The organism is Apibacter sp. B3919 (assembly GCF_026537405.1).
GTDB lineage: Bacteria > Bacteroidota > Bacteroidia > Flavobacteriales > Weeksellaceae > Apibacter.
This window is the reverse complement of the sequence record NZ_JAFNMG010000001.1, coordinates 608490-634541: the sequence shown is the minus strand read 5'-3', so window position 1 is coordinate 634541 and position 26052 is coordinate 608490. Positions and strand designations below refer to the sequence as shown.

Genomic DNA, 26052 nt, shown 5'->3' with positions numbered 1-26052 from the left:
ATTTTCTTTAGAATTTGAAATGTGAGAATGCTTTATTAGCTTCAGCCATACGATGCGTATCGGTTTTCTTTTTAACTGCAGCACCTTCCTCTTTAGCAGCGGCAATAATTTCAGCAGCTAACTTTTGAGACATGGACTTTTCATTTCTATCTCTTGAATATTTTATTAACCATTTCATCGCCATAGAAATTTTTCTATCCGGACGAATAGGCATTGGAATCTGGAAGTTAGCTCCCCCAACTCTTCTGCTACGTACTTCAACGTGTGGCATTACGTTTTCTAAAGCATCTTTCCAAATTTCCAGAGATGTTTTTTCCTGATTTTCTTTTTTAGTTTCTACGATTTCCAACGCATCGTAAAAAATTTTAAAAGCTATGCTTTTTTTACCGTCTTTCATTAAGTTATTAACGAAACGAGTTACTAACTGATCGTTAAACTTAGGATCCGGTAAAAGCGGACGTTTTTTTGCTTTCGTTTTTCTCATTTTACCTGAATAATTTCGTTATTACTTATTTTTTCTCTTTAGGTCGTTTAGCTCCGTATTTACTTCTTCTTTGTAAACGTCCTTGAACACCAGCTGTGTCTAAAGCACCTCTGACAATGTGATAACGAACACCAGGTAAATCTTTTACCCTTCCGCCTCTCACCAATACTATCGAGTGCTCTTGCAGATTATGTCCTTCTCCCGGGATGTACGCATTGACCTCTTTACCATTAGTTAAACGAACTCTGGCTACTTTTCTAAGCGCTGAATTCGGTTTCTTAGGTGTAGTGGTATATACACGAGTACATACTCCACGTCTTTGTGGACAAGAATCTAAAGCAGCCGATTTACTCTTCTTGGTAAGTGTGGCTCTTCCTTTTCTTACTAATTGTTGAATAGTTGGCATTTATGCTCTTTTAATTTTTAAGTTTGCAAATGTAGTGCTTTTTATTTATAAATGCAAAAAATAATACGCCCATAATCCACTGATTCATATGATTATTTATTTAAAATTTTATCTTTCTAAATGATAATAGTTTAATCTAAATTTAAAAAAAATCATGAATTGAATGAATTTTTCGTCAAGTATCTGAATTTAAGTTTTTAACTTTGAACCTGCTTAAAATTATATAAATACAAATAAATGAACGTGAACTACTTAAAATCGCTATTTTTTGTGGCGTTTGCAGCAGCTTCTTATGGAGTATTGGCAACTTTTGTTCGTCTGTCTTATAACGACGGTTATACTACTGCGGAGGTTACCTTTTCTCAAGCGGTCCTCGGCTTGCTAGGTCTTATCATACTTCATGGTTTTACTAAAAATAAACAGGTAAGTAAAGAAAAAAAATACACATTAAAAGATAAAGTATATTTAGTTTTGTGTGGAACATCTTTTGGTCTTACCAGCACCTTTTATTATTTAGCTGTTCATTACGGAATCCCAGTATCCATATGCATAGTTTTACTTATGCAAGCGGTATGGATGGGTGCATTAGTGGATTTTATTGTAAATCGTAAGAAACCTACACTTGTTGAAATTGTAGCCATTATAACCATTCTTTTGGGTACTTTATTAGCAACCAATCTTATCAATGAATCTCACGTTCATTTGAATGCAACAGGTGTAATTTTTGGAATTTTAGCAGCACTATCCTATACTTTTTCAATGTTTACGTCCAATAAAGTAGCCTTATCTATGCCCTCTACTTTGCGGTCTGTTTATCTGCTAGTAGGAGCCACCCTTATGGTTTCATTAATATGGGCTCATGCGCTGATAACTGAACCGTTCCATTTTTCAATATTTTATAAATGGGGTATTATATTAGCTGTTTTCGGCACTATTCTTCCTCCATTTTTATTTACCAAAGGTATGCCGGTGGTGGGAATCGGAATAGGAAGTATAATCGCTTCCTTGGAACTTCCGGTTTCTGTTATGATGGCTAAATTTGTGCTTAGCGAAAAAGTAACTTCCCTGCAATGGGTGGGCATTGTACTTATCCTTATCGCTATTGTTTTACTTAATTTAACTTTTATCCTTCCTAAAAGATTAAAAAAATAAAAAATTCAAAAAAAATACTAATAAGATAAAAATAAGGAACTTTTTAAATTACAATAATTTTCATGTAAAAAATATTTTTTATCGCTTGCTTTTCGCCTTTATGCGTCCCGGTAAATATTGTTTCTCATTGATATTTTAAATAACTTGCAAGACAATGAAACAGGATACATTAAAACATAAAGGAAAGAGAAATAAACTAATTAATTTACTTAAGCAAAAAGGAATAAATGATGAAATTGTATTAAACGCCCTAAATAAAATTCCTCGTCATCTCTTTATAGATTCAATATTTGAAGATCTGGCTTATGAAGACAGAGCTTTTCCAATATTATCCAATCAAACGATTTCCCATCCATTTACAGTAGCTTTTCAAACTCAATTATTACACGTTCAGAAAGGAGAAAAAGTTTTAGAAATCGGAACGGGTTCCGGATATCAAACTTCTGTTTTAGTAGCTTTAGGAGCACAAGTCTTTACCATTGAAAGACAAAAAGAATTATTTGAATTCTCCAAAAGAATCCTTAAAAAAATTAATTTCGTTCCTAAACATCAAATTTTTGGCGATGGATATTTAGGTCTTCCTTCTTTTGCTCCTTTTGATAAAATTATAGTGACAGCGGGGGTTCCCACCATGCCTAAAAAGTTATTGGAGCAATTAGCAGTTGGAGGGGTCATGGTTATTCCTATAGGAGAAAAAGAGCAAAAAATGTATACCGTTCTAAAATTAGATGAAAATACATTTGAGACTATGGAGTTTGGAGATTATCAATTTGTTCCTATGTTAGAAAATAGAGTGATTGAATAAAAAATCGATTGGTTTCAATTAATAATTTTAAACCGTATCTATTTTACTAAAAAGCATTATGTTTTAATAATTTGAAAAAATATAATCTAATCTAATTTTCTAACTAATAATTGATCTAAAAAAAATCATTTTCAAGATACTCACCAAGAAGCATAAATTTCAAAAGAAACGTATAGATAACGTTAGATAGCTTGATTCTCTAAAATGTATTATACAAAAAAGAGTATCTTTGTTTTACTAAAATTCTAAATATGGTCCATTATTTATTAAGAGAACCTAAGTCAGCTACCGAGACGCCTTCATTAATACTTTTACTGCATGGATATGGAAGTAATGAGCAAGATTTGTTCAGTTTTGCAGAAGAATTACCCGATGATGCCTACGTGATTAGTTTACGAGCCATACGAGAAATTAGCATGGGTGGATATGCCTGGTACGATTTAGATTTTACTTCAGGAGCCAAAATGATTAATTCCGACCAGGCCATTGAATCGCAAAAAATTATTATGAAATTTTTGGATCAAATCCAAACTAAATATCCTTTCGATACTAATTCCATAACCTTGTTAGGTTTTAGTCAAGGAGCAATCCTTTCCTTTTCATTAGCATTACACCATCCTAAAAGGTTTAAAAAAATAGCCTGTTTAAGTGGATATCCGGATCCGGAATTATTGAAAGACGTAAACATGGGGGATGATTTTTCACAATTGGAATTTTTCTTTTCACATGGAAAAGAAGATCCTATTATTCCCATTCAATGGTCTCGTCAATTCAAATCAATATGTGAAGAATTAGATTTAGATTATGAATATCATGAATACAATGAAGGTCATGGCATAAATTCTGAAAACTATTATGATCTTTTAAATTTTTTGCAATAAGATGAAAATTGGAATTGTTTGTTATCCTACGTTCGGTGGGAGCGGGATAGTTGCCACCCAATTAGGAATGGAGATGGCCGCATTAGGTAATGAAGCTCATTTTATAAGTTATAGCATTCCGGCAAAGCTGGATGTCACCTTGCCTAATGTATATTTTCATCAAGTTTGCGTTAAACAATATCCTTTATTTGAATATCAACCCTTTTCCTTAGCATTGTCTACAATCATTGTAAATGTTGCAGAAACTTACGGATTAGATTTGCTGCATGTGCATTATGCAATACCTCATGCTTATGCAGCCTATTTTGCCAAGCAAATTTTAAAAGAGAAGGGTGTTGACTTACCGGTAATCACTACCTTACACGGTACAGATATTACTTTGGTAGGAAGTCATCCCATTTATAAATCCGGTGTCGAATTTTCGATCAATAAATCCGATTATATAACCTCTGTTTCCCAAAGTTTAAAACAAGATACTTTTGAGGCATTTACTATTAAAAAAGACATTGAAGTAATTCCGAATTTTATTGATAATTCTGTTAAAATATCAAGCCCGTGTATCCGAAAGAATTTTGCTGCTGAAGATGAAAAATTACTTATTCATGTATCTAACTTGAGAAAAATTAAACGCATTGATGATGTAATGTCGATTTTCAATCTGGTACAAAAAGAAGTTAAATCAAAACTTTTGATTGTTGGAGAAGGACCGGAGACAGAAACCATTGAGCATTTAACTAAAGTGTATCATTTGGAGGATAAAATTAAAACGTTGGGAAAAATGGTTGATGTATCTTCAATTTTAAGTATTGCAGATCTATTTTTATTACCTTCTGAACAAGAAAGTTTCGGATTGGCAGCCTTAGAAGCAATGGCCTGTGGCATACCTGTTATTTCAAGTAATGCCGGGGGAATTACGGAAGTTAATAAAGACGGTTTTTCAGGATTTGTATCTCCTGTTGGTGACATCCCTTCCATGGCAAAGAATGCCATTAGGCTGCTGAAAGATGAAAAAATGCTTTCACTTTTCAAAAAACAAGCGAAAGATCAAGCTTTACTTTTTGATAATTCTAAGATAATTCCTATATATAAAGAATTGTATGACCGAGCATTGGGCAATCATAACTAAATAGTTGAATTTACATACTTATCAACCCAATCAGCTGAAAAAAATAACATTTATATTCGGGTCTTTAATCCATGAAGAATGCGCTAATTTATGTAAACAGATGAAGCCTATAAAATAATTACCTGAAAGGCTGCTGTATTGTTCTTCGATGGACTCAAAATCATCAAAACCGGAAAATTGATCGTGATATCTTACATAAACCTTATAAATTTTAGTATCGACTAATTGTAATTGTTTATTTAGATGAATATATTTCTTGTTTTCATATCTGTAATCATACGTTAAAGCTGAAATATCAGAAAGCACGGCAGATCCGGTGGGTTTATCTCCCGCACCTTTACCGATCATCAGTTGCTTTTCTGAAAAAGCACTTTCTAAAACCACTCCATTATATTCATAATTTACATGAGCTAACGTATTTTCTTTTTCTATAAAAGTAGGAGCACAAAAACCCGTAATTTCATTATTATTTTTATTGCATCTTGCTATTAACTTGATTGTTAAATTTCTTTGACGAGCAAATTCCAAGTCGAAATCACTTATTCTTGATATTCCAAAATTAAATATAGATTCCGGTTTAGTAATAAGTCCAAAAGCATGAAAAAGAATAATACACAATTTATATTTAGGATCAATTCCCTCAACATCTAAGGTAGGATCTGATTCTGCGAATCCTTTTTCTTGTGCTTCTTTTAAAACCACAGGATAAGAAAGTTTTTCATGGATCATTTTGGTTAAAATGAAATTGGTAGAACCATTAAAAATTCCCGATACCGATGTTAATAAATCATTATCATAATATTCTTCTAAATTTCTGATAATGGGAATACTGGCACAAACAGAGGCTTCATAGAGTAGGGGAACTTGGTATTTTTTTTCCAACTTTAGTAGTTCAGGTAAATGTTCGGCAATCATCTTTTTATTTGCCGAAACTACAGCTTTTCCGTTTTTCATGGCCTCTGAAACAATATCAAAAGCAGCATCAGCGTCATCTATTAATTCGACAATAACTTCAATTTCAGGATCCGATAATAACTCGTATTTATCAGTAGTAAAATACTTTTTATCGATTGATCTCGGTTTATCGGGATGTTTAATACATATTTTTTTAATATTTGCATCTACACTTTCGGCTTCTTCTAACACTTTATACAATCCCGTTCCCACACATCCAAATCCAAAAATTCCTAATTTAAGTTTATTTCTTATCATTCAATTATTCAATTTATAAAATTAACCGTTAATCTAAAGCTTGTTTGATATCATTAATCAGGTCATCCACATTTTCAATTCCTACCGATAAACGAATTAAAGAATCTTGAATTCCTGTTTCTTTACGAACTTCAAGAGGGGTTGATTTATGGGTCATTGTTGCAGGATGGCTACCCAAACTCCTAACATCGCCTAAATTTTCAGCTAAAAGGAAAATTTTGGTACGGGTTAAAAAATCTTTTGCCGCTTCCAAAGTATCGTCTTTTAAACTAAAAGATACCATTCCGCCAAACCCTTTTTGTTGTTTGGCCGCAATATGATGGTTGGGATGATTTTTTAATCCTGGATAATATACTTTATCTACTTTGGGATGTGTAGTTAAAAATTCAGCAATTTTTTGAGCATTTTGTGAATGTTTTTCCATACGCAGAGATAGAGTTTGAATTCCGCGTAAAGTTAACCAACTATCAAAAGGAGAGAGTACGCCCCCTGAGGTATTTTGTAAGTATTTTAATTCTTCGGCTATTTTAGGATCTTTCACAACTATAAATCCGGATAAAACGTCTCCATGTCCTGAAAGATATTTAGTTCCACTGTGTACAACAATATCAGCACCTAAACGTATCGGTTGTTGTAAAGCAGGAGATAAAAAAGTATTATCTACAATTAATAGTGCTCCCACTTGCTTGGAAATTTTAGAGATTTCTTCAATGTCGGATATTTTTAAAGTTGGATTTGTAGGGGTTTCCAACCAAATGAAGCGAGTTTTATTTGAAACTGCATGTAAGACATTTTGAATATCAGTCGTATCAATAAATTTAGAGGTTACACCAAATTTATTATAAACCGTAGTAACTATTCGATAAGTACCTCCGTAAACATCATTTACAGCAATAATTTCATCCCCTTGTTTTAATAACTTTAAAACACAATCCGTTGCTGCCAATCCCGATGAAAAAGCAAATCCGGCAATACCGCCCTCTAATTCAGCAATGGCCTGCTCTACAACTTTACGGGTAGGATTAGCCGTTCTTGTATAAGCAAATCCTTTATTCAAATCCGGTTCTTCCTGAACATAAGAAGAGGTTTGGTAAATAGGAGTAGATATAGCTCCGGTAAGTACATCAGGAGTAGAAATATGTACTAATTTTGTTTCTAATTTCATGACTAGGTTGTTTTTTCTAATTAATAAATGCCTTAAAATTCATTAATCATCATAAAACAACTTATACAAGATTCCCATTTAAATGCTAAATTATGAATTAGCTTCTTTATGTAGGTCGAAAGAAGCTCGTATTATATGTATTTGTATGTAAGCTGTTTCGACTTATCTTTCCTTTACGGTTGGATGCAGCACCTACTCATATAAGAGGGTTGCTAAGGTATCATAGGGCCAATTCCCTCCACCTTTCTTGATAAGTAATTTTATTAATGATCGCTAAATATATTACAAAGATACGTTTTATTTTTTAATTTCCAATAAAAAACGATTTTATTATAATATTTATAAAGGTAATGTATTTTTAATAATCATTATAATATAAGACATAAAGCATACTAAATATAAATGAATTTACCAAAAGAAGTATTTTAATAATCATCGAAATTAATTTTAAGTTGAAAAAATAAAATTTTTTGTGATGGTAACTAATTTATATTAAGATCAATAATAATATTATGCAATGTAAATGATATTTTAACAACCCATTTATTTAATACTGATTTTATTTGTTGTTAAGCTTTTTTAATACATTTTCAATCAATTGCATTCGGCTGTCTAATTTTTGTGAAGCAGCATCTAATGTAAACCCTTCTTCCAATAATTCTTTTATTAGAATCATTTTTTTTATATTTTCATAATTGTATCTTCTGTTTTTTCCTTCCTGTTCTGTAAGACTTTTGATAATTCCTTTATCTTCCCAATACCTAATTTGTCGTGTAGGAATTCCCGTTATTTGAGAAACTTCGCCAATGCCCACAATTAATTGCTCTAAAAACTTAAAATCGAAAGATAAATGATTGGTTTCGTTCATTTTGTAAATTATTTACATTATTTGAAGTAAATATACAAAATAAAAGTTAAATTTGTAATTGTAAATAATTTACATAAAATGTAAATATTTAACAATAAACTATAATTAAAATTTAAGTATTATGTTAATAGACAAAAATGTTATTATAACCGGCGCTACTGAAGGAATAGGCTTGGGAATTGCTCGTGCTTTCGCCCAACAAAGAGCAAATCTTGTTCTAATTGCCAGAGATTCTCAAAAATTAAATAACATCAAAGAAGAATTTTCGTCGTATCATGTAACTGTTTCTCTGATTTCTGCGGATTTGACGGAAATTGAAAAATTATCTTCAGTTGGTAAACTAATTTTAGAAAAAGTAAAGACAGTTGATGTGTTAATTAATAATGCAGGAATCGGTCGTTTTAATCCTTTTGAAGAAACATCTGAAGATTTATTAGATAAACACATTAATCTTAATATGAAAGCGCCTTATATACTGACTCAAAATTTGTATCAATCTTTGAAAAAATCCAAAGGAAATATAATTAATATTTCATCTTATTTTTCACACAGAATGTTACCGGGAAGAGAATCTACTGCTTACTCCATGACAAAGGGCGGTATAGATTCATTTACTAAATCATTGGCTTTTGAGGCAGGAAAAGATGGAATTCGGGTTAATGCTATTGCTCCTGGAAGTATCGATACGCCGCTTCTACGATATAATTTAGAACAACTTAGCGAAGAAGGGAAAACAAATTTTCATACAATGATTAAATCTATATATCCGATGGGAAGTATTGGAACGGTAGAAGATATTGGGGCGGCAGCTGTTTTCCTGGCTTCCGATCAAGCCCGATGGATTACCGGAACGATTTTATCAGTTGATGGTGGGTTAACAACTAATTAGTTAATAAAAGATAGCATAAAAGAATATAAAAAAACCAATCCCAAAACGGATTGGTTTTTCAATTCTATTTATAGTACAATATTGACAATTCGTTTAGGCACAACAATAATCTTTTTAGGTTGTTTGCCGTCAAGATAATTCGGTGTTTTTTCATGGGCCATTACTGCTTCTTCAATTTCTTTAGGAGTAGCGGAAATAGGCATTTCAATTTTAAAACGTACTTTTCCATTAAAACTAACCGGATATTCATGTATTTCGGAAACAAGATATTCAGCGTTAAATTCAGGGAATGCTTGAAATTCAATGCTGTTTTCATGTCCTAATTTTTCCCATAGCTCTTCTGAAATATGTGGAGCATAAGGAGAGATTAAAATGCACAAAGATTCTAAAATTTCTCTTTTATAACATTTTATTTTTACCAAATCATTGGTAGCAATCATAAAAGAACTTATGGATGTATTGAAAGAAAAGTTATCCAAATCCTCTTTAACTTTTTTTATTAATTGATGAATTATTTTTTGTTCTTCTTTAGTAGGTTTTTCATCTGATACAAAGAAAGTTTCTCCTTCACCGGAATGATACAGTTTCCAGAATTTTTTTAAGAATCCATGAACTCCGCTAAGTCCTTGAGTATTCCAAGGTTTAGCCTGTTCAATAGGTCCTAAAAACATTTCATACATACGTAAGCTGTCGGCTCCGTATTCATCACAAACATCATCCGGATTAATAACATTGTAGTAAGATTTTGACATCTTTTCTACTTCTCTCCCGCATATAAATTTACCTTCTTCAAGAATAAACTCTGCATTTTTGAATTCATCTCTCCAATTTCTTAATTTTTCTAAATCAACTTCATCTGTAGTTCCTTTAAGAAGTTTTACATCAATATGCAGTGGAGTGGTATCTTGTGCTTCATGTAATAAATTGTAAGAGATGAAGTTATTAGTTCCGTTAATTCGGTAGATATAAGCACTTTGACCTAAAATCATCCCTTGATTAATTAATTTTTGGAACGGTTCTTCTTGGGCACAGTATCCATAATCTTTTAAAAATTTATTCCAAAAACGTGAATACAATAAATGTCCCGTAGCATGTTCACTTCCTCCAATATATAAATCTACGTTTTCCCAATAATTTATTTTTTTAGTATCGGCAAAGCAAGAATGGTTAGTTGGATCTGTGTATCTGAGAAAATACCAGGAACTTCCGGCCCAACCGGGCATTGTATTCAAATCTAAAGGAAAAATCGTGGTATGATTAATACGGTCGTTACTTACAACTTGTTCATTTTCAGTGTCCCAAGCCCATTGTGTAGCACGTCCCAACGGAGGATCTCCGTCTTCAGTGGGCAAATATTTTTCAACCTCCGGAAGAAGTAAAGGTAATGCAGATTCCGGTAAAGCATAGGGAATATCATTCTTATAATATATAGGAATAGGTTCCCCCCAATATCTTTGACGAGAAAAAACGGCATCTCGTAATCGATAGTTGGTAGTTCCGTGCCCGATTTTAATTTTTTCTATTTCCTCAATAATTTTAGCTTGAGCATCTTTAACAGTCAATCCGTCTAAAATTTGGGAATTGATACAGACCCCTTCTTTGGAAGAAAAAGCCTCTTCTTGAACATCGGTTCCTCCTTTAATTACTTCAACAATCGGAAGTCCAAAATGTTTAGCAAATCGATGATCACGCTCATCGTGAGCAGGAACAGCCATTATGGCACCTGTTCCGTATCCATATAATACGTAATCTGCAATATAAATAGGAATTTTTTTATGAGTAAAAGGATTTATAGCATAAGCACCGGTAAATTGTCCTGAAACAGTTTTAGCATCTGCGATTCGCTCTCTTTCCGATCGTTTGGTGCTTTGATCTTTATATTGGTTTACGGCTTCGTAATAGGCGCCGGTAGTAATTTGATCCACAAGAGGATGTTCAGGAGCCATAACCATATAAGTAGCACCATAAATTGTATCCGGACGAGTGGTGAAAATTGTAACGGTTGCTTCGGAATCAGCAACAGCAAAATTGATTTCTGCCCCTAAAGATTTACCAATCCAATTACGTTGACTTTCTTTGATTGATTCGCTCCAATCGATAGTTTCCAATCCGGAAAGAAGTCTTTCAGCATAAGCCGTAATCCGCATAGACCATTGCATCATGCTTTTTTGATAGACAGGAAATCCTCCTCGTTCAGAAACTCCATTTACCACTTCATCATTTGCCAGAACCGTTCCTAAAGCCGGACACCAGTTAACGGTTGTTTCTGCACGATAAGCCAATCGATAATTTAAAAGAATATGTTGTTTTTTTTCATCTGAAAAACGGTTCCAATCTTCAGCCGAAAATATTTCAATTGGTGAGGTACAGGCATTTATTTTAGCATTACCTTCCTTTGAAAAAATATCTATTAATTCAGTAATAGGACGAGCCTCTTGCGAAGAAGTATTGTAATATGAGTTAAAAAGTTGGATGAATATCCATTGGGTCCATTTGTAATAGTCGGGATCAGATGTTCTCACTTCACGATTCCAGTCAAAAGAAAATCCCAATTTTTTCAACTGATTATTATATCCTGCAATAACATTGTCTTTATTATCTATACCCCCGTTAATATTAACTTCTGTGGTTATCGCCGGATGTTGGCCTGTTTGAATAGCATATTGTTCAGCAGGTAGCCCGAAACTGTCATAACCAATGGGATGAAGTACATTAAAACCTTGATGGCGTTTAAACCTTGCATAAATATCAGAGGCAATATAACCCAGTGGATGACCTACATGTAAACCTGCTCCCGAAGGATACGGAAACATATCCAACACATAAAACTTGGGTTTATCTGTATGGTTTGAAGCAGCAAATGTTTGTTGCTCTTTCCATTTTTTTTGCCATTTTTTTTCGATTTCCTGAAAATTATATTGCATGGGTAAAATTGAATTAATTTTTTGCAAAGGTAATGATTTATTCAATTTTTAAATTGTATTTCAGCTTAAAGCATACGTATTAATTACAATAGTAAAAAAAAAGATATATGATATGAAATATATATAATAATTCTTACAAACTTACTTACGCTTCAATATAATAAAATTTCTTAGACTGTAAAATTTATCGGAACTTTCCCATGCAACTGTTTTCAATTTATTTTCCATTTCCGGCCATACTTCATTATTTTTTAAAGTTTCAATCATAATCTCCCGGCTGTTAACATTAGCATAATAGATGCGAAGCCAATATAAATCTTCCTCTAGATTTTCCTCTTGAATTTGTTCCTCTATGATTTTAAATAAATTCTCGGGAATATTGAAATCGCCTTTGCACCCAAAATTACCGATATATACCTTCCATTTGTTGCCTTTAATCTCCCATTCTTCAATTCCGATTTGATCATCATTAGTAATTTGCCAAAAAGCAGATAAAAACACATGAAATGAATTAGTTACAAAATTTTGAAAAGCATTTTGTATGGCACTAATTTTATTTTTACCAATACCTAAGTAGCTTTCCGAGATAGTTTTTTTACTGGCTAAAAGTAAGGTTATATCTAAACGTATACTGGCTCCGTTTTCATATTCTTTAAAATCAAATGTTTCAGCACGCATGGCAGGAAGTTGTTCATCAACCAAAAGCCAGTCTTTATATTCAATGCTGGGTAGGTCATGAGCAAGAAGCATATTAGCGAGAATTTCTTGAGGTGACATAGATTATTTTTCTTCAAAATTACATAATATCTTTTTTAATACTACAACTAGTACAAGTACGTAACTCACGAATACTGCTTCATATATTTATCATAAATCGCATTGATTCTATAAAAATATTTTGATACAAAATTTTAATAGACAATTATAAGTAATTTATATTATGTTTATTATGTATATTAAATTTAAAATTATCAATTCTACAATATAATTAATTCAAAATATTAATTTTTTTAATTGTAAAACCTTTATGTGTATATTTAATAAAAATAAAATAATATATTTGTTGCTTTAATTCAAAATAATCATTTAACTATGAGAAAATTATACTTAATACTTCTTATAGGGGCTAATTCTATATTTACTTCTGCACAAACAAGTAGAATTGTAGGGCCGGGAGGTGTTCCCGGTGCTGTTTTATGGATGAAAACAGTCCCTGAAACAAAGAATCTTAACGGTAGATATCTTTGGAAAGATTTTTCTGGAGATTCTTTACGGCTGAATTACTATGATAGTAGTGGAGAGTATATAGTTGAATGGAATCCATTCGGAAGATCCATTAATTTTAATCCTTCAATACTTTTAACCAATCCCTATTCGAGTAAGGAAATTCAAATAAAAAGTGGGAATTTATCTACGGCTACTATTTTAGGTACTTATGCCGAGGCCAATTTATTAGGAAATAAATTTGAATATCCGGACTATATTTTCACACTTAACGGGGTGGAGGGAAAAGGATTTGTCTTAAATAAAGATAAAATCATTCACAGTGATGAAAGCAACAAAGGAGTTTTAGACTATGGTTCTGAAGAAGGCTATGATTTAATGTATCACCCGAACGGGAATTCAAATTCAGATTTAACGGCTTATCAAGAAAAGACCATGCGTTTGTTCACTTATTTTCGTGCAAATAAACGAGCAACTAACGTATGGGGTGAAAGAATGAGTTCTACCTTATCCATAGGAGAAAAATTTTATTCATTCAATAAATATAACAATTCGACTTATAATACAGATCTTTTTGATCCTAATTCGATATACAGAGCGTATATGCCGGAATTAATCATGTACGATCGTATATTAAATCCGCTTGAAAAAATTAAAGTAGAATCGTATTTAGCCTTAAAATACGGTTTTATGTTAGAAAATTCCTTGATAAATAGTTATAATAAATTACTATGGGACAAAGATGAGAATGTAAAGTATAATCATCGAGTTACAGGTATTTACAGAGATGATATAAGTGGATTATATCAACGAAGAAGTACCACATCCTACGAAGAAAGCCCTTATTTTAGTTATTCAGCACAAGGAGACTCCTATGATGAAGCTAATAATTACAATTTACCCAATAAAAATAAATTATTGGTTATTGAAAAATTCCCGGCTAATTCCTTGTCTGATTCTGAATATATGATTTGGGGTGATAATAATAATGATATCAAAACATCTCAGATTGAAAGCATTGCCGGAATGAATATCATGAATCGTCGATGGTTAGTAAATACCGGTAATATCAGTAATGCAGATGAACAAGACGTAATTTGGAAATTGCCTGAAAATTTAGAAGCAGTAAAAGAAAAATATAAGTTTTCTCAAGTAAAAATGGTTAATGATCGCAGCAAAGATTCTGAGACAGCGATCATGTATACTCAAGATCCCTTGAAAGGATATGAAGGACATGCCTCTTTAACTTTAGGCAATCCTTTTGGAGGAGTTATGTTAAAGTTCGGTACAAAAGAGGTTACAAATCAACAAAAACCAAGTGCTGATTATGGAGTATTCATAGACCATCAAGGAAAAGTATTTACCATTATTAGAGGTATAGTAACACACTATATCAATCACAAAGTAAATGTAGGAGATCGGGTACAAATCGATAAAACTAAAGATGATTTTATCATACGATTTAACGGATATGCCCCCCCAATTCCCGGGTTAGACTCTCCCAATATACCTTTGGATAAGGAAGATATAGATCAACCTTTCCATGTCAGTCTGGTCATGTACAAGTGGAATTTAGAATCAATTGTCAAAGATGTGAGGACCGGAGGATTTGTAAATAGCGGTAACAAAGTTGAATTAGGATATATTCAACATCGCGCGGAAGAATTCTCGGAATATAAAGACGGAAGAACATATCTTTTAATTGACCGATCAGGAAAAGGAGATTTTAAATTAGAAAATACCGATTTTTATTTATCGGATGAATACGATCCATACAGACAAAAAATAATATTTAATAATGTATTCTTTGATACGGATTACAACGGAAAAGATGTATTTACTTTCGGATACCGTCCAACCAATATAATTGCTAAAATAAATAAAAGCAATCCAACCTGTGATGCTTCTTCTCATAGTAATAATGACGGATCCGTACAAGTGAAAATTCTTAGAGGAGATGAAGGATTTGAATATGAACTAGTCGATAAAAATGATATGGAAGTAAAAAAATCCGGAGTGTTTTATGGTAAAGATTTAAATTTAAGCGGACTTTCAACCGGTGAATACACCTTGAGATTAAAAGAATTGGGCGGTTTCAATATTTTATCCGATTCTACCGGTGTGGAAGCAAAAGCACATAGTATACAAAGTATCGATTGGGATAGAGGAGGATTTTTTGAAACAACTATTAAAGGTACCAATCAAAATTTCCAGATGGGATTAACTCTTAATCCAAGATCGAATTCAGTAGCCGACATTGCAATCCATGCAGGATTTGAAATCAATCAAGGACGCATATATATAATAAAAGACTATGTAAAAAGCAACACGCCTTTAGCAAATGTTGTGCTTAAGGAAGGTGATCGAGTTCAAATATATAAAGACTTTAATGAAAGACAATCGCCGTATAAAGTATACTATAAAATAAACGGTGAAACCTTTTATACGGAATATATCACCCTTTACCATTTCTTTGCAATTAAATTAAACAATAATGTGGGAGGTGTTTATAATATAAGAAACACAGACGGATTTAATGAATCTCAACCTAATTATTGGAAGTATCAAGGAGCTCATTCTTATCCAAAATACGAAAATCTATCTAAGAGTATTTTGGAACAAACAATCATTTTGAAAGATGATTGTACGAAAAAAGAGGAAGAAACAGAAAATCAAGACTTACTGGATAAAACCAATAAGAATGTTCAATTTTATTATAAAGATTTTAAAAATAAATCTGAAATAACCGGTACTATTAAGTTAAAACAGCCATCGGGAATTATGATTTCAGTTTTCGACTTTTCAGGAAATATGGTTTTGAATAAACATATGAACAAAATCGATACTGAACATACCTTCGATCTTACCGGACTTTCCAAAGGTGTGTATATAGTGAAAATATTTTCCGAAGAAGGTGAATTTACAAAGAAGATTTCAATAAACTAAATTACTAAAATAAGTACATCATTATGAAATTAAATTCAAAGCAAGCCCGTTTTGTTTCACTCGTGTTACTATCCACGATGGCATTACAGAGCTTTTCCCCATATATTCCTTTAATTGAACATAAGAAGTATGAATTAAGGGAGAAACGTTTAGTACTTACTAAGCATTCTGAAACCGTTGATGAGAATTCTGAATCTGGAAACCCTCAAAAATCGGTGATGAGTAAAGGTGAGGAAACCCAAAAAAATAGTAAATCAGAAAAATTAATTACTTCAAAGTCTATTCTTTACAGTGCTAATATTTCAGAAGGAGTAATCGGTATTTTAGAGAATAAAATTTTTGATAATCCGGAAGATAATATTTTCACGGTATATCTGGATCAAAAACCGCAGCAGGATCAAAAAGTATATTTGACTTATGAATTATATGGAGTTTCCGATAAAAACGGAATTTCCAAAAGTATCAACGACCGAATGAGCAGAGGAGGATATTTAGTGAAAAAATATTCCGGATGGACTCATCAAAAAGAAGAAATTAATTCAGATTGGCTGAAAACCGGTGATAACACAATTCAATTTGCTATTCCGCAGGATGCCGGATACGGATATAAAATAAAGAACTTAAAAATTGAAGTAGAAAAACAAGAATCACCCGTAGGTACTATTACCTGGGAGGCATTTGCTTTTGAAGGAGGAGATACCTATGTAAAAGGATATTTTGCAGACGGAAAAGATCGCAAATTAGTTATTAATAATACCGAAACTTCGACCTGTCAAGGTGAATTTGAAGTTGTACTTTCCGGTAAAGTTTCTACCGTTGAATTGGTTACCGAAGGAATTAAAAATGTCAGAGATTCCAAAATTGTATCCGGAAAACAAGATTACTCGTATTCCTTGCAATCAAACACAGCACAAGAGCAAATATGGTTTAAAAAAGATAAGACAAATAATAAAATACATCTTTTAGGAGCTGAATTGAGTGTAAATGGTAAGAATTTGTTAAGTGACAAGCAAATACTGATTCGAGGATTAAGAAGTATTGACATTCCCGCACTGGATATGGGTATGAAAAATGTGACGGGAAAAGCAGACGGGTATAAATTTTTACCTCATGGAGAGCATTTCAATGAAGGGGCAATACTCAAGTTGGCTTACGACCGCTCCAAAATTCCGAACGGCTATACCGAAAAAGATATTCGTACCTTCTATTTTGATTTGGAAAGCCATCATTGGGTACCTTTGGAACGAGACAGTATAGATACCAAAAATCAAGTAATCATATCCCGAACTACTCATTTCACGGATATGATTAACGGGGTGATACAAGTACCGGAATCACCGGAAACTAATGGTTTTACACCAACAACCATGAGCGATATCAAAGTTGCCGATCCTTTGTCAAAGGTGAATTTAATTAGCGCACCGACTGCCAATAATCGTGGATCCGCAGCGTTAAGTTATACCTTTGAAATGCCTCCTGCACGTAATGGAATGAGTCCATCTCTAGGTATTCAATATAACAGTGATGGAGGTAGTGGATGGTTAGGCGAAGGCTGGGATATGAATATTCCGAGTATAACAGTAGATACTCGTTGGGGAGTACCGAGATACGATACCTCAAAAGAAACCGAAACCTATACGATGGATGGAACCCAGTTGGTAACCCTGGGAGCCGATGGAAAAACGTCAATAGCCCACAGAGGAGAAAAAATAGCCAGAAAATCAGATCGATTATTTTATTCCAGAAAAGAAGGGAGCTTTGCTACCATTCAAAGGAAAGGAACTAATCCGGGAAATTATACCTGGGAAGTTACCAATAGAAAAGGGGTTAAATATACTTACGGAGGAAATGGAGGAATACTTAAAGGAACTGTTACCGATATATCCGGAAAGAGCAAAGACGTAATTACGGAATGGAAAGTTTCCAGAGTAGAAGAACTTCACGGAGATTGGATTGAATATATTTATGAACAAGTGGAAGAACCGGTAAAAGGAGGTTTGAAATCCAAAGCTTTATATCTTAAAGAAGTACATGCCGGTAACAAAGGACAAAATGGTCATACAGTAGTTAAATTTACTTCTGCTAAAACTAAGCAAAAAGAAACAAATTCAGCTCGATATGGATTTTTTACCTCTTCTAATCGCTTACTTACCCATGTTGAGATAGATTTTGAAGGAAGTAAATTAAGAGAATATGAATTAAAATATAAATCCGGAGCGTTTTATACAGATCTTTTAGATCAGATAACGCACAAAGACGATCAAGGAAAAGAATTTACTTCCAATCGTTTTGAATATTATGATGATGTTAAATCTCAAGAGGGATATATAGCCTTTAGTCAAAATGAAGAAACTTGGGCAAAAAAAGGAGAAAAGATAAACGAAAGTTCCACAACATCGTATGGAGGATCTTTTTATGCCGGGATAGGTCTTAATAAAGGCGATGTCATCTTTAATAGTGGTACCATAGGAGGAAGCTATAGTTATAGTAATAGTGTAACCGAGGGTAAATCAATTTTTATAGACATCAACGGTGATGGTTTAACGGATAAAGTATACCAAAAAAATGGAGTATTATATTATGAACCTCATTTGCTAACACCTCTAAAAGGAGAAAAATTTGGTAAACCTTTAGCCATAAAAGGTGTAAACAAATTCTCTAAAACCAAATCAACCAGCACTAATACCGGTGGATCAGCCAAAGTAGGGAAGTGGATGGCTGCGGTGACAGTAGGAGTAAGCGGAGGTACAACAAATACAACAACAACGGTTTACTTTTCTGACGTAAACAGTGATGGATTGATCGATATAGTTTCCAATGGAAAAGTGTATTTTAATCGAATTATTCGAGATAAAGACGGAAATCTTATACCCAACTTTTCTTTAGAAAGCGCTACAACTCCCAGTCCGATTATGGGGGGAGGAACTATTGACAGTTCTGATACTGCGGTAGATCCTCAGGAACAAAAAGATCTTATTTATAATTCTCCACTTTATGATGTTGTAAAAGTATGGGAAGCACCTTTTGACGGGAAAATAAGAATAGAAGGAAATGTACAATTACAAGCACCAACGGGAGATTACGACACTGAAGAGTATGAAAAAGCCGACGGGGTGAGGGTTGCTATCCAATATAAAGGAAAAGAAAAATGGAATAAGAGTATAAACAAAGGTGATTTTACTAATTATCCAGCCAATATAAAATTATCCGAGACTATAAAAAAAGGAGATAAAATTTATTTCCGAGTACAATCCGGAAACCAAGAAATGTCTAATGGAAGCTTTGATCAAGTACAATGGAATCCTATTATAACCTACGAACAAACCGCCCTTGCTGAAGCAGACTTAAACAGTATAAATCCAGACGGGCAAAAAATGTATCGTTTTCCATCCTCAGAATCCCATATAGCTTCACAGGATGTAGCAACCAGTGTCGGTGATTTTAAAAAAGCCGTAATATTTGGAACTTTTGAAAAACCGATCACATCTGATGACGTTACGGTAAAAGTTATTCAAACCAATGACAGTCGTTCCGAAGAAGTTATAGTTTATGAAAAAACATTCAGTTGGAACGAATCTCATCAAGGAAATTTGGAAATACCTGTACCTGAAGGCAAAAATTGGACAAACTTTTATTTTACTTTAAGTTCACCCAGCCAAGTGAATTGGAAAAAAATTAGTTGGAAACCACAGATAAAATTAGATGACAGCCAAGAGGCAGAACCGGGAAGTGTTAATTACAGCATTTACCATCAGAAATGGGAAGGAAATTATTATCCATTAACTTTTGAAAATGCAAGCCAAACTAAAAATATATCGCTTACATTTCAAGCGCTGGCAAATGATCCTATGAATTCTTCCGTTTTAAATGGAGATATTGCGATTACCATTAAGAAAAAAACCGGATTATTGGGAAGATATAAAATCAGAGTTGAGAATGGAATTGTTGTTACTCCACCTTTAACGGATTTGAAAGTTGAGGCAAATGGTGCTTTAACTGAAAATATTTGGGTAGAAGCATTTACCAAGGATGCAACAATCATCAAAAATTTGAAAGCTTTAACTTTTACTTTGCAAACCGAAAACGGATTGTCGTCTAATGGATATGCAAATATTTTTGTAAAAGATTCAGACAAAGGTTTTGGACCTATGTATCGCGGTTGGGGTCAATTTATCTACAATGCCAATGCCGGACGTTATGCACGTCCTATAGATGAAAAGGAATTAAAATTGCCGCAGAATGAAAATGCTGATATGGATCCTCGTACCATGATTTTTATTCCGATGGGATTAGATAATGAAACCAAAAGTTATTGGACGGGAGCAGACCGCTATGTATATACTAAAGATTCAAGCATGAGTGCATCCCGATTAGGTGAAAAAGAGGTTAAACTTACCAACCCATTGGAAGGTTTAAGTAATAAATTTACCTCTTCAGGAAATTGTCTTCAAGGATCTTCGGCAGTAGGAGTAAAGTTACTAAGTAAATCCAAAAGCACAACCAAACAATCGGGAGCTAATAAAGATGAAGGAACTTTAAAAGGGTTTGGAATAACATATAATAGTTCCGAAGGCAGTGACGAAACTCGTTTGTCATTTACCGATATGAATGGAGACGGATATCCGGATATTATAACCAAAAATAAGATACAATTCACCAATACCCGTGGAGGTTTCGACGGAGAAATTATCGATTCACGTAACGGATTTCCGGGCAATCATCGCAGCAATACCACCAGTAAAGCTTATGGCTTAGGAGCTAATCCTATATCTGCAGCTGCCCTTTTTACCAAAAAACAGAGTTCGGAACAACAAAATTCTCAAGATTCTAAAGCCTCAGAATTGGGAATAAGCTCTGTAGACTTGTCTATCAGCGCTCCGAAAATGAGTGAAAATGTGGAACATACCTTGATAGACCTCAACGGAGACGGTTTGCCGGATAAAGTGTATAAAAATGGAAAAGTACGTTTGAATTTGGGTTACAGCTTTACTCCTGAAGTAGATTGGGATATAACCGAAATACAATCAGCAAAATCCGAAGCAATTTCCGGAGGCGTAGATATTCCGATAGTTGCCAAAGCTACCGATAAAGCTTCTTCAAGTTTTGCCGGAGGTGTTAATGTGACCACCGTAACCAACAATCCTACCTTTAATTTGATGGATGTCAACAGCGATGGTTTAATTGACAAAGTACGTATTAGTGACGGAAAAGCGTGGGTGTCTTTAAATAGAGGAACTAACTTTGCTCCCGAAATAGAGTGGAAACAATTAAGTCGAATTGCAAAATCAAACTCGGTAAGTGTCTCTACCCATGTAGCGTATACTTTAAACGTTATTATTCCTCCACCTTTTAATTTGAAATTTTCAATCAATCCGGGTATAAACTCTTCAACCTCTACCGGTCATACAACTTTTGAGCTTAAAGATGTTGACGGTGACGGATATCCTGATATGGTATGGACGGATAATTCGGGAAGTATAAAAGTGAAGCGTTCTACCATTGGAAGAACCAATAAATTGAGCAAAGTATCCAATTCCATAGGGGGAAAATTCATGCTTGATTATAATCGTTCCAAAGCTACTTATGAACATCCGGGAGGAAAATGGGTGTTATCATCCGTAGAAATTGATGACGGAATTCATGATGATGGGGCTAATATGCGTACTGAATATAACTACCTGGAAGGAAAACAAGACAGACATGAAAGAGAGTTTTTAGGTTTTGGAAAAGTTGAAAAAATTAATATAAATACCGAAAATAACAATCAAGTATATAGAAAAACAATTGAGGAATATGATGTTACGAATTACTATACTTCAGGTAATTTATTAAAAACAACCATCACCGATGCTCAAGGGAAAAAATATGCCCAAACGGAAAATAAATATTATCAATACGAAGTAAAACAAAAGGATAGAAACAATTATAGCATTTCTTCCAACATAGTATGTTCTGATGACCAAGCGTCCTTTGCTCCACTACAATATACCCGCAATATGGTGTTTGAAGGTAAAGATCAAGGGATAATAACCAATGAAACCTGGTATTCGTATGACTTGGTAGATCAATACGGAGAACTATCCAACTACCGATACAGTGATAGCGGAAACTTAGGCGAAAACGGAGCAGGAAGCTATAACTATCAAACAACCATTTCCTATACCTCTAATCCTAATAAGAACATTTTCGGATTACCGGTAAAAGTTCAAGTCAAAGGATCTGGTGGAAATGTTCAAAGAGAAGTAACGGCAGAATATGATTTAAACTATGCTAATCATATTACACGAGTTCGTCAAAAACTCAATGATAAAGAAGAATCGGTAACCGATATAACTTACGACAAGTACGGAAATATTACCCAAAAAACTTTACCGGCCAATACTAAAGGCCAAAGAATGTGGTATAAATATCGATACGATAAAGATTACCATATGTATGTAGAGCGTATTGATGATGCTTATGGATATACCGGTTTATTAGAAAATTATGATTATCGTTATGGAATACCGTTAACTAGTAAAGATATCAACGGATATTTCACAGAAACCACAATAGATAATCTGGGAAGAATTGAGACCATAACCGGACCAAATGAATTGGAATTGGATTTACCTTATACCATAAAATATAAGTATAATCCGTCAGTAGTTTTAAATTCAGATGGAGACATTGAAAACCCTGCTTATGCAATAACTTATCATTACAATCCGCAACACCCAACAGAGGATATAAAAACATTTAGTTTTGTTGACGGAGCAGGAAGAACCTTGCAGGTAAAAAAAGACGGAGTGATAACCAAGACCGATGCAAACGGAAGTAATCCTCAGGACGAAAAGGTACTTATTGTAAGCGGAATAACTATGCTGGATCCGTTCGGACGAGTAGTAAAAAGCTACTATCCAATTACCGAATCGCCGGAACATGCCATAGAATTTAATCGAAACTTCGATAAAGTAAACCCAAGTGTAAGCAACTATGACCTGTTAGACCGTATCGTAGCAACTATCCTTCCGGATTCCAGTACTCAAACCACCGAGTATACAATAAATCCGACTGAAAGACAACAAGTAACCATCGTTACGGATGCTATGGGAGGAAAACAGAAAACCTATGCCAACGGATCTGGGCTTACTGTTAAGACCGAACAACTATCCGGCCCGTCAGGAATAATTACTACCCGTTATGCTTACGATGGTATTAATCAATTATTAGAAGTCATCGATACCGAGGGACAAATCACTCAATCGAAGTATGACTTAGCCGGAAGAAGAATTCAATTATCACATCCAAGTGCAGGAATTACCCGATTAAGTTACGACGCCTTAGGAAATGTAATAAGTCGTCAGACTTCCAACTTAGAAAAAACAAACCAAAAAATAGAATACGAATATGATTATACCCGATTAAAATCAATATATTATCCGGAACATCCGCAAAATAACGTTACCTACCATTACGGAAATAAAAATTCCAAATATAACCGAAAAGGAAGAGTATCTTTAGTTGAAGATGCAACCGGAGCTCAAGAGTATAAATACGGTACGTTAGGAGAAATCACCGAAGTACGCAGAACTGTGATAATTCCTAATCAAGCAATCGCTACCTACGTAACCCAAACCAAGTACGACAGCTGGAATAAACTAGAGCAGATCATCTATCCGGATCAAGAAAAAGTAGATTATATCTATAATACAGCAGGATTACTAACCGGAATAAAAGGAAGCAAAGCTTATAGCTATGACTATGTAAATAAAATAGGCTATGATAAATTCGAACAAAGAAATTATCTTAAATATTGCAACGGCTCGGAAACCACTTATACGTATGATCCAGAAAGAAGAAGACTTAGCGATTTACAAGTTTGGGTAACACCAAAAACGCAAGGAACAGGAGTAATAACTCAGATCATTAATAACAAATATACCTATGACGCTGTTAGCAATGTATTAAGCGTATCCAACCAAGCCCCGCTACCGCAGGACAACAAAAAGACTATGGGGGGACAAATGCAGCATGAATATGCCTATGATGGACTTTACCGCTTAGTACAGGCACAAGGAAGTTACACAGGTGCGGATAACAAAACGGCCGCATACAGCTTGCAAATGGGCTACGATAACTTACATAATATAGTAAGCAAAAACCAACAAGTAAGTCAACAAGGCATAATGATTGAAGGCGGATTAAAAGCAGGTTATGACTTATCGTATACCTACGATTCAACGAAAAAGAATCAAATAAAAACCGTTCAAGACATAAATTACAGAGAAGAAGAAAGTAAAGAAGAAGAAAAACGCCAAGAGCACAAGAATTATCACTATGATTTAAACGGAAATCTAACCTATGTAAATGTAGAATTAGAGAAGAAAGATTTAAGAAAAACAAATCAAACCCATGAAAGGAAATTACGCTGGGATGAAGAAAACCGATTAATGTCAATAGATGATAATGGGTATGTAAGTAACTATGTATACGATGCTACAGGAGAACGGGTAATCAAAACAAGCGGCGAGAGCGAACAAGTGTATATCAATTCCTTATTCTCAGGCGGGAATACCGAAACACAAGGATTCACGGCCTATATTAACCCCTACTTAGTAGTAAGTCCTAATGGAAAATATACCAAACATTACTACGCAGGAAGCCAACGAATAGTAAGTAAGTTGGGAGATATAGAAAGCTTTGGCGCAGATCCGAGAAGAATAGAATATGCAGGATCAACCGTACCCGGAGTAACGATCAACTGGAAAGCGAAATACCAAAGAAGCATTGAAGACTTAAAAGGGAACTATGCGTACTTTGAAGTACCGTATAACGGAAAGGACAATGATGATTACGTAAACGGGGAAGGCTTCTGTTGTTCTCAGAATACAGCCTTAAGAGCAGGAATAGGAATCGGAAATGTGAACTATGAGAAAATGCAGTATTATTATCACCCGGATCATTTGGGCAGCTCAAGTTATATCACTAACTTAGACGGCGAAATAGTACAACATGTAGAATATGTACCGTTTGGAGAAGTGTTTATAGAGGAGAGAAACAACAGTTGGAATACCCCTTATTTGTTCAATGGAAAAGAGTTAGATGAAGAAACAGGGCTGTATTATTATGGAGCAAGGTATTATAACCCTAGGGAATCTGTTTGGTTATCTGTGGATCCATTGGCGGAGAAATATCCGAGTATTTCACCGTATGCATATGTAGCGAATAATCCAGTAAATGCGATAGATCCTGATGGAAGGGTAATAATATTTATTAATGGACAGCATGCAGGAGATGGGGGTAATAGGAAGTATTGGAATGGCTTAGATCAAAGAATTGCAAATAGATTCAATGATTATCGTGCTCGCTATTATGATGGAGCAATGGGAGGTTGGAAAAATACGCTTACTAGATGGACAATAGATGGGGGAAAGAATAATTTATGGTGGAGCCATCGAAGAAATGCAGGATATAGAGAAGGATACTCTCAAGCAGCAGAAATTTATGCAAATCTTAAAGATGGAGAAACTATTAAAATAGTAACTCATAGTATGGGAGGAGCCTATGGTAAGGGCTTTATAAATGGTTTAAAAGCATATGCGAAAGAGAATAAATTGGATGCTCGAATAGAAAGAGTTTTAGATTTAGCAACATTTCAAGGATCTTCACTACAAGCAAGCGAAGGTGTTTTAAATGAACAAATAGCTCATACAAATGATGGAATTGCCGGAGTGTCAAGAATAAATGGAATTAATAATGAAAACTTTCATGAAACTCGAAAAGATAATAAAACTGGATGGTTGAGTGAACATTCTGTAGATAGTTTTACACAAAAAGAAATAAATGAGAATGTGGTAGCTGGTAATCCTTCGACATCTCAACCGAGTCAAGACAAAAAGATAAAAGTAGATTATCAACAGAAACCCTAATAATATATGAAAATGCCTTTTTTATTTTTTGTAGAAAGCATACTTACCTTTATAATTTT

Annotated in this window: 14 protein-coding genes and 1 riboswitch; of the genes, 7 read left to right on the top strand and 7 right to left on the bottom strand. The window is 33.9% G+C overall.

Annotated features, from left to right (window positions below):
- Positions 1 to 7: 7 nt before the first annotated feature.
- Both rpsG and rpsL read right to left on the bottom strand, forming a co-directional pair.
- Positions 8 to 484, bottom strand: coding sequence for a 30S ribosomal protein S7 (gene rpsG / locus J3U20_RS02860; protein ID WP_055425681.1), 477 nt, complete (start codon positions 482 to 484; stop codon positions 8 to 10).
- 25 nt (positions 485 to 509) lie between these two features.
- Entirely contained in the window at positions 510 to 890 is a 381-nt protein-coding gene (rpsL, locus tag J3U20_RS02855; protein WP_055425682.1) for a 30S ribosomal protein S12, read from the bottom strand.
- 237 nt (positions 891 to 1127) lie between these two features.
- On the opposite strand from rpsL, the gene J3U20_RS02850 reads away from it, so the two are divergent.
- The 4 genes from J3U20_RS02850 (at position 1128) to bshA (ending at position 4854) form a co-directional block, all read left to right on the top strand.
- Entirely contained in the window at positions 1128 to 2042 is a 915-nt protein-coding gene (locus tag J3U20_RS02850) for an EamA family transporter (protein WP_160542323.1), read from the top strand.
- 154 nt (positions 2043 to 2196) lie between these two features.
- Complete coding sequence (locus J3U20_RS02845; protein WP_160542322.1) at positions 2197 to 2847, top strand: protein-L-isoaspartate(D-aspartate) O-methyltransferase; 651 nt, start codon at positions 2197 to 2199, stop codon at positions 2845 to 2847.
- A gap of 251 nt (positions 2848 to 3098) precedes the next feature.
- Positions 3099 to 3728, top strand: a complete 630-nt coding sequence (locus tag J3U20_RS02840) for an alpha/beta hydrolase (protein WP_105297008.1) — start codon at positions 3099 to 3101, stop codon at positions 3726 to 3728.
- A 1-nt stretch (position 3729) separates the two neighbouring features.
- On the top strand, positions 3730 to 4854 hold the full coding sequence (gene bshA, locus J3U20_RS02835) for an N-acetyl-alpha-D-glucosaminyl L-malate synthase BshA (RefSeq protein WP_160542321.1): 1125 nt from the start codon (positions 3730 to 3732) through the stop codon (positions 4852 to 4854).
- 30 nt (positions 4855 to 4884) lie between these two features.
- Here bshA and J3U20_RS02830 read toward each other — a convergent pair whose 3' ends face one another.
- The 3 genes from J3U20_RS02830 to J3U20_RS02820 all read right to left on the bottom strand — a co-directional run bounded on the left by J3U20_RS02830 (position 4885) and on the right by J3U20_RS02820 (position 8099).
- Entirely contained in the window at positions 4885 to 6066 is a 1182-nt protein-coding gene (locus J3U20_RS02830; protein WP_185150270.1) for a homoserine dehydrogenase, read from the bottom strand.
- 28 nt (positions 6067 to 6094) lie between these two features.
- A complete protein-coding gene (locus tag J3U20_RS02825; RefSeq protein ID WP_160542320.1) occupies positions 6095 to 7231 on the bottom strand; it encodes a trans-sulfuration enzyme family protein in 1137 nt (378 codons plus the stop codon).
- Positions 7232 to 7390: 159 nt separating this feature from the next.
- A riboswitch (SAM riboswitch) is annotated at positions 7391 to 7488 on the bottom strand.
- 302 nt (positions 7489 to 7790) lie between these two features.
- Positions 7791 to 8099: a MerR family transcriptional regulator gene (locus tag J3U20_RS02820; protein ID WP_160542319.1), complete on the bottom strand. Its 309-nt coding sequence runs from the start codon at positions 8097 to 8099 to the stop codon at positions 7791 to 7793.
- A gap of 121 nt (positions 8100 to 8220) precedes the next feature.
- Here J3U20_RS02820 and J3U20_RS02815 point away from each other — a divergent pair, with 121 nt between their 5' ends.
- Complete coding sequence (locus J3U20_RS02815) at positions 8221 to 8988, top strand: SDR family NAD(P)-dependent oxidoreductase (protein WP_160542318.1); 768 nt, start codon at positions 8221 to 8223, stop codon at positions 8986 to 8988.
- A 68-nt stretch (positions 8989 to 9056) separates the two neighbouring features.
- On the opposite strand, the gene leuS is transcribed toward J3U20_RS02815, so the two are convergent.
- Entirely contained in the window at positions 9057 to 11912 is a 2856-nt protein-coding gene (gene leuS / locus J3U20_RS02810) for a leucine--tRNA ligase (RefSeq protein ID WP_160542404.1), read from the bottom strand.
- Between the two features lie 141 nt (positions 11913 to 12053).
- The gene (locus J3U20_RS02805) at positions 12054 to 12689 is read right to left on the bottom strand and encodes a DUF6348 family protein (RefSeq protein WP_160542317.1); all 636 of its coding nucleotides are present in this window, start codon (positions 12687 to 12689) and stop codon (positions 12054 to 12056) included.
- A 315-nt stretch (positions 12690 to 13004) separates the two neighbouring features.
- On the opposite strand from J3U20_RS02805, the gene J3U20_RS02800 reads away from it, so the two are divergent.
- Both J3U20_RS02800 and J3U20_RS02795 read left to right on the top strand, forming a co-directional pair.
- Entirely contained in the window at positions 13005 to 16082 is a 3078-nt protein-coding gene (locus J3U20_RS02800) for a T9SS type A sorting domain-containing protein (protein ID WP_160542316.1), read from the top strand.
- A gap of 23 nt (positions 16083 to 16105) precedes the next feature.
- On the top strand, positions 16106 to 25993 hold the full coding sequence (locus tag J3U20_RS02795; RefSeq protein ID WP_160542315.1) for an RHS repeat-associated core domain-containing protein: 9888 nt from the start codon (positions 16106 to 16108) through the stop codon (positions 25991 to 25993).
- Positions 25994 to 26052 lie beyond the last annotated feature (59 nt).

Excerpts from the sequence above, each read along its gene's own strand:
- J3U20_RS02800 (WP_160542316.1), top strand. The coding sequence starts at position 13,005 with ATGAGAAAATTATACTTAATACTTCTTATAGGGGCTAATTCTATATTT.
- J3U20_RS02805 (WP_160542317.1), bottom strand. The coding sequence starts at position 12,689 with ATGTCACCTCAAGAAATTCTCGCTAATATGCTTCTTGCTCATGACCTA.
- rpsG (WP_055425681.1), bottom strand. The coding sequence starts at position 484 with ATGAGAAAAACGAAAGCAAAAAAACGTCCGCTTTTACCGGATCCTAAG.
- leuS (WP_160542404.1), bottom strand. The coding sequence starts at position 11,912 with ATGCAATATAATTTTCAGGAAATCGAAAAAAAATGGCAAAAAAAATGG.
- J3U20_RS02850 (WP_160542323.1), top strand. The coding sequence starts at position 1,128 with ATGAACGTGAACTACTTAAAATCGCTATTTTTTGTGGCGTTTGCAGCA.
- J3U20_RS02825 (WP_160542320.1), bottom strand. The coding sequence starts at position 7,231 with ATGAAATTAGAAACAAAATTAGTACATATTTCTACTCCTGATGTACTT.
- J3U20_RS02830 (WP_185150270.1), bottom strand. The coding sequence starts at position 6,066 with ATGATAAGAAATAAACTTAAATTAGGAATTTTTGGATTTGGATGTGTG.
- J3U20_RS02820 (WP_160542319.1), bottom strand. The coding sequence starts at position 8,099 with ATGAACGAAACCAATCATTTATCTTTCGATTTTAAGTTTTTAGAGCAA.
- J3U20_RS02795 (WP_160542315.1), top strand. The coding sequence starts at position 16,106 with ATGAAATTAAATTCAAAGCAAGCCCGTTTTGTTTCACTCGTGTTACTA.
- rpsL (WP_055425682.1), bottom strand. The coding sequence starts at position 890 with ATGCCAACTATTCAACAATTAGTAAGAAAAGGAAGAGCCACACTTACC.
- J3U20_RS02815 (WP_160542318.1), top strand. The coding sequence starts at position 8,221 with ATGTTAATAGACAAAAATGTTATTATAACCGGCGCTACTGAAGGAATA.
- J3U20_RS02840 (WP_105297008.1), top strand. The coding sequence starts at position 3,099 with ATGGTCCATTATTTATTAAGAGAACCTAAGTCAGCTACCGAGACGCCT.
- J3U20_RS02845 (WP_160542322.1), top strand. The coding sequence starts at position 2,197 with ATGAAACAGGATACATTAAAACATAAAGGAAAGAGAAATAAACTAATT.
- bshA (WP_160542321.1), top strand. The coding sequence starts at position 3,730 with ATGAAAATTGGAATTGTTTGTTATCCTACGTTCGGTGGGAGCGGGATA.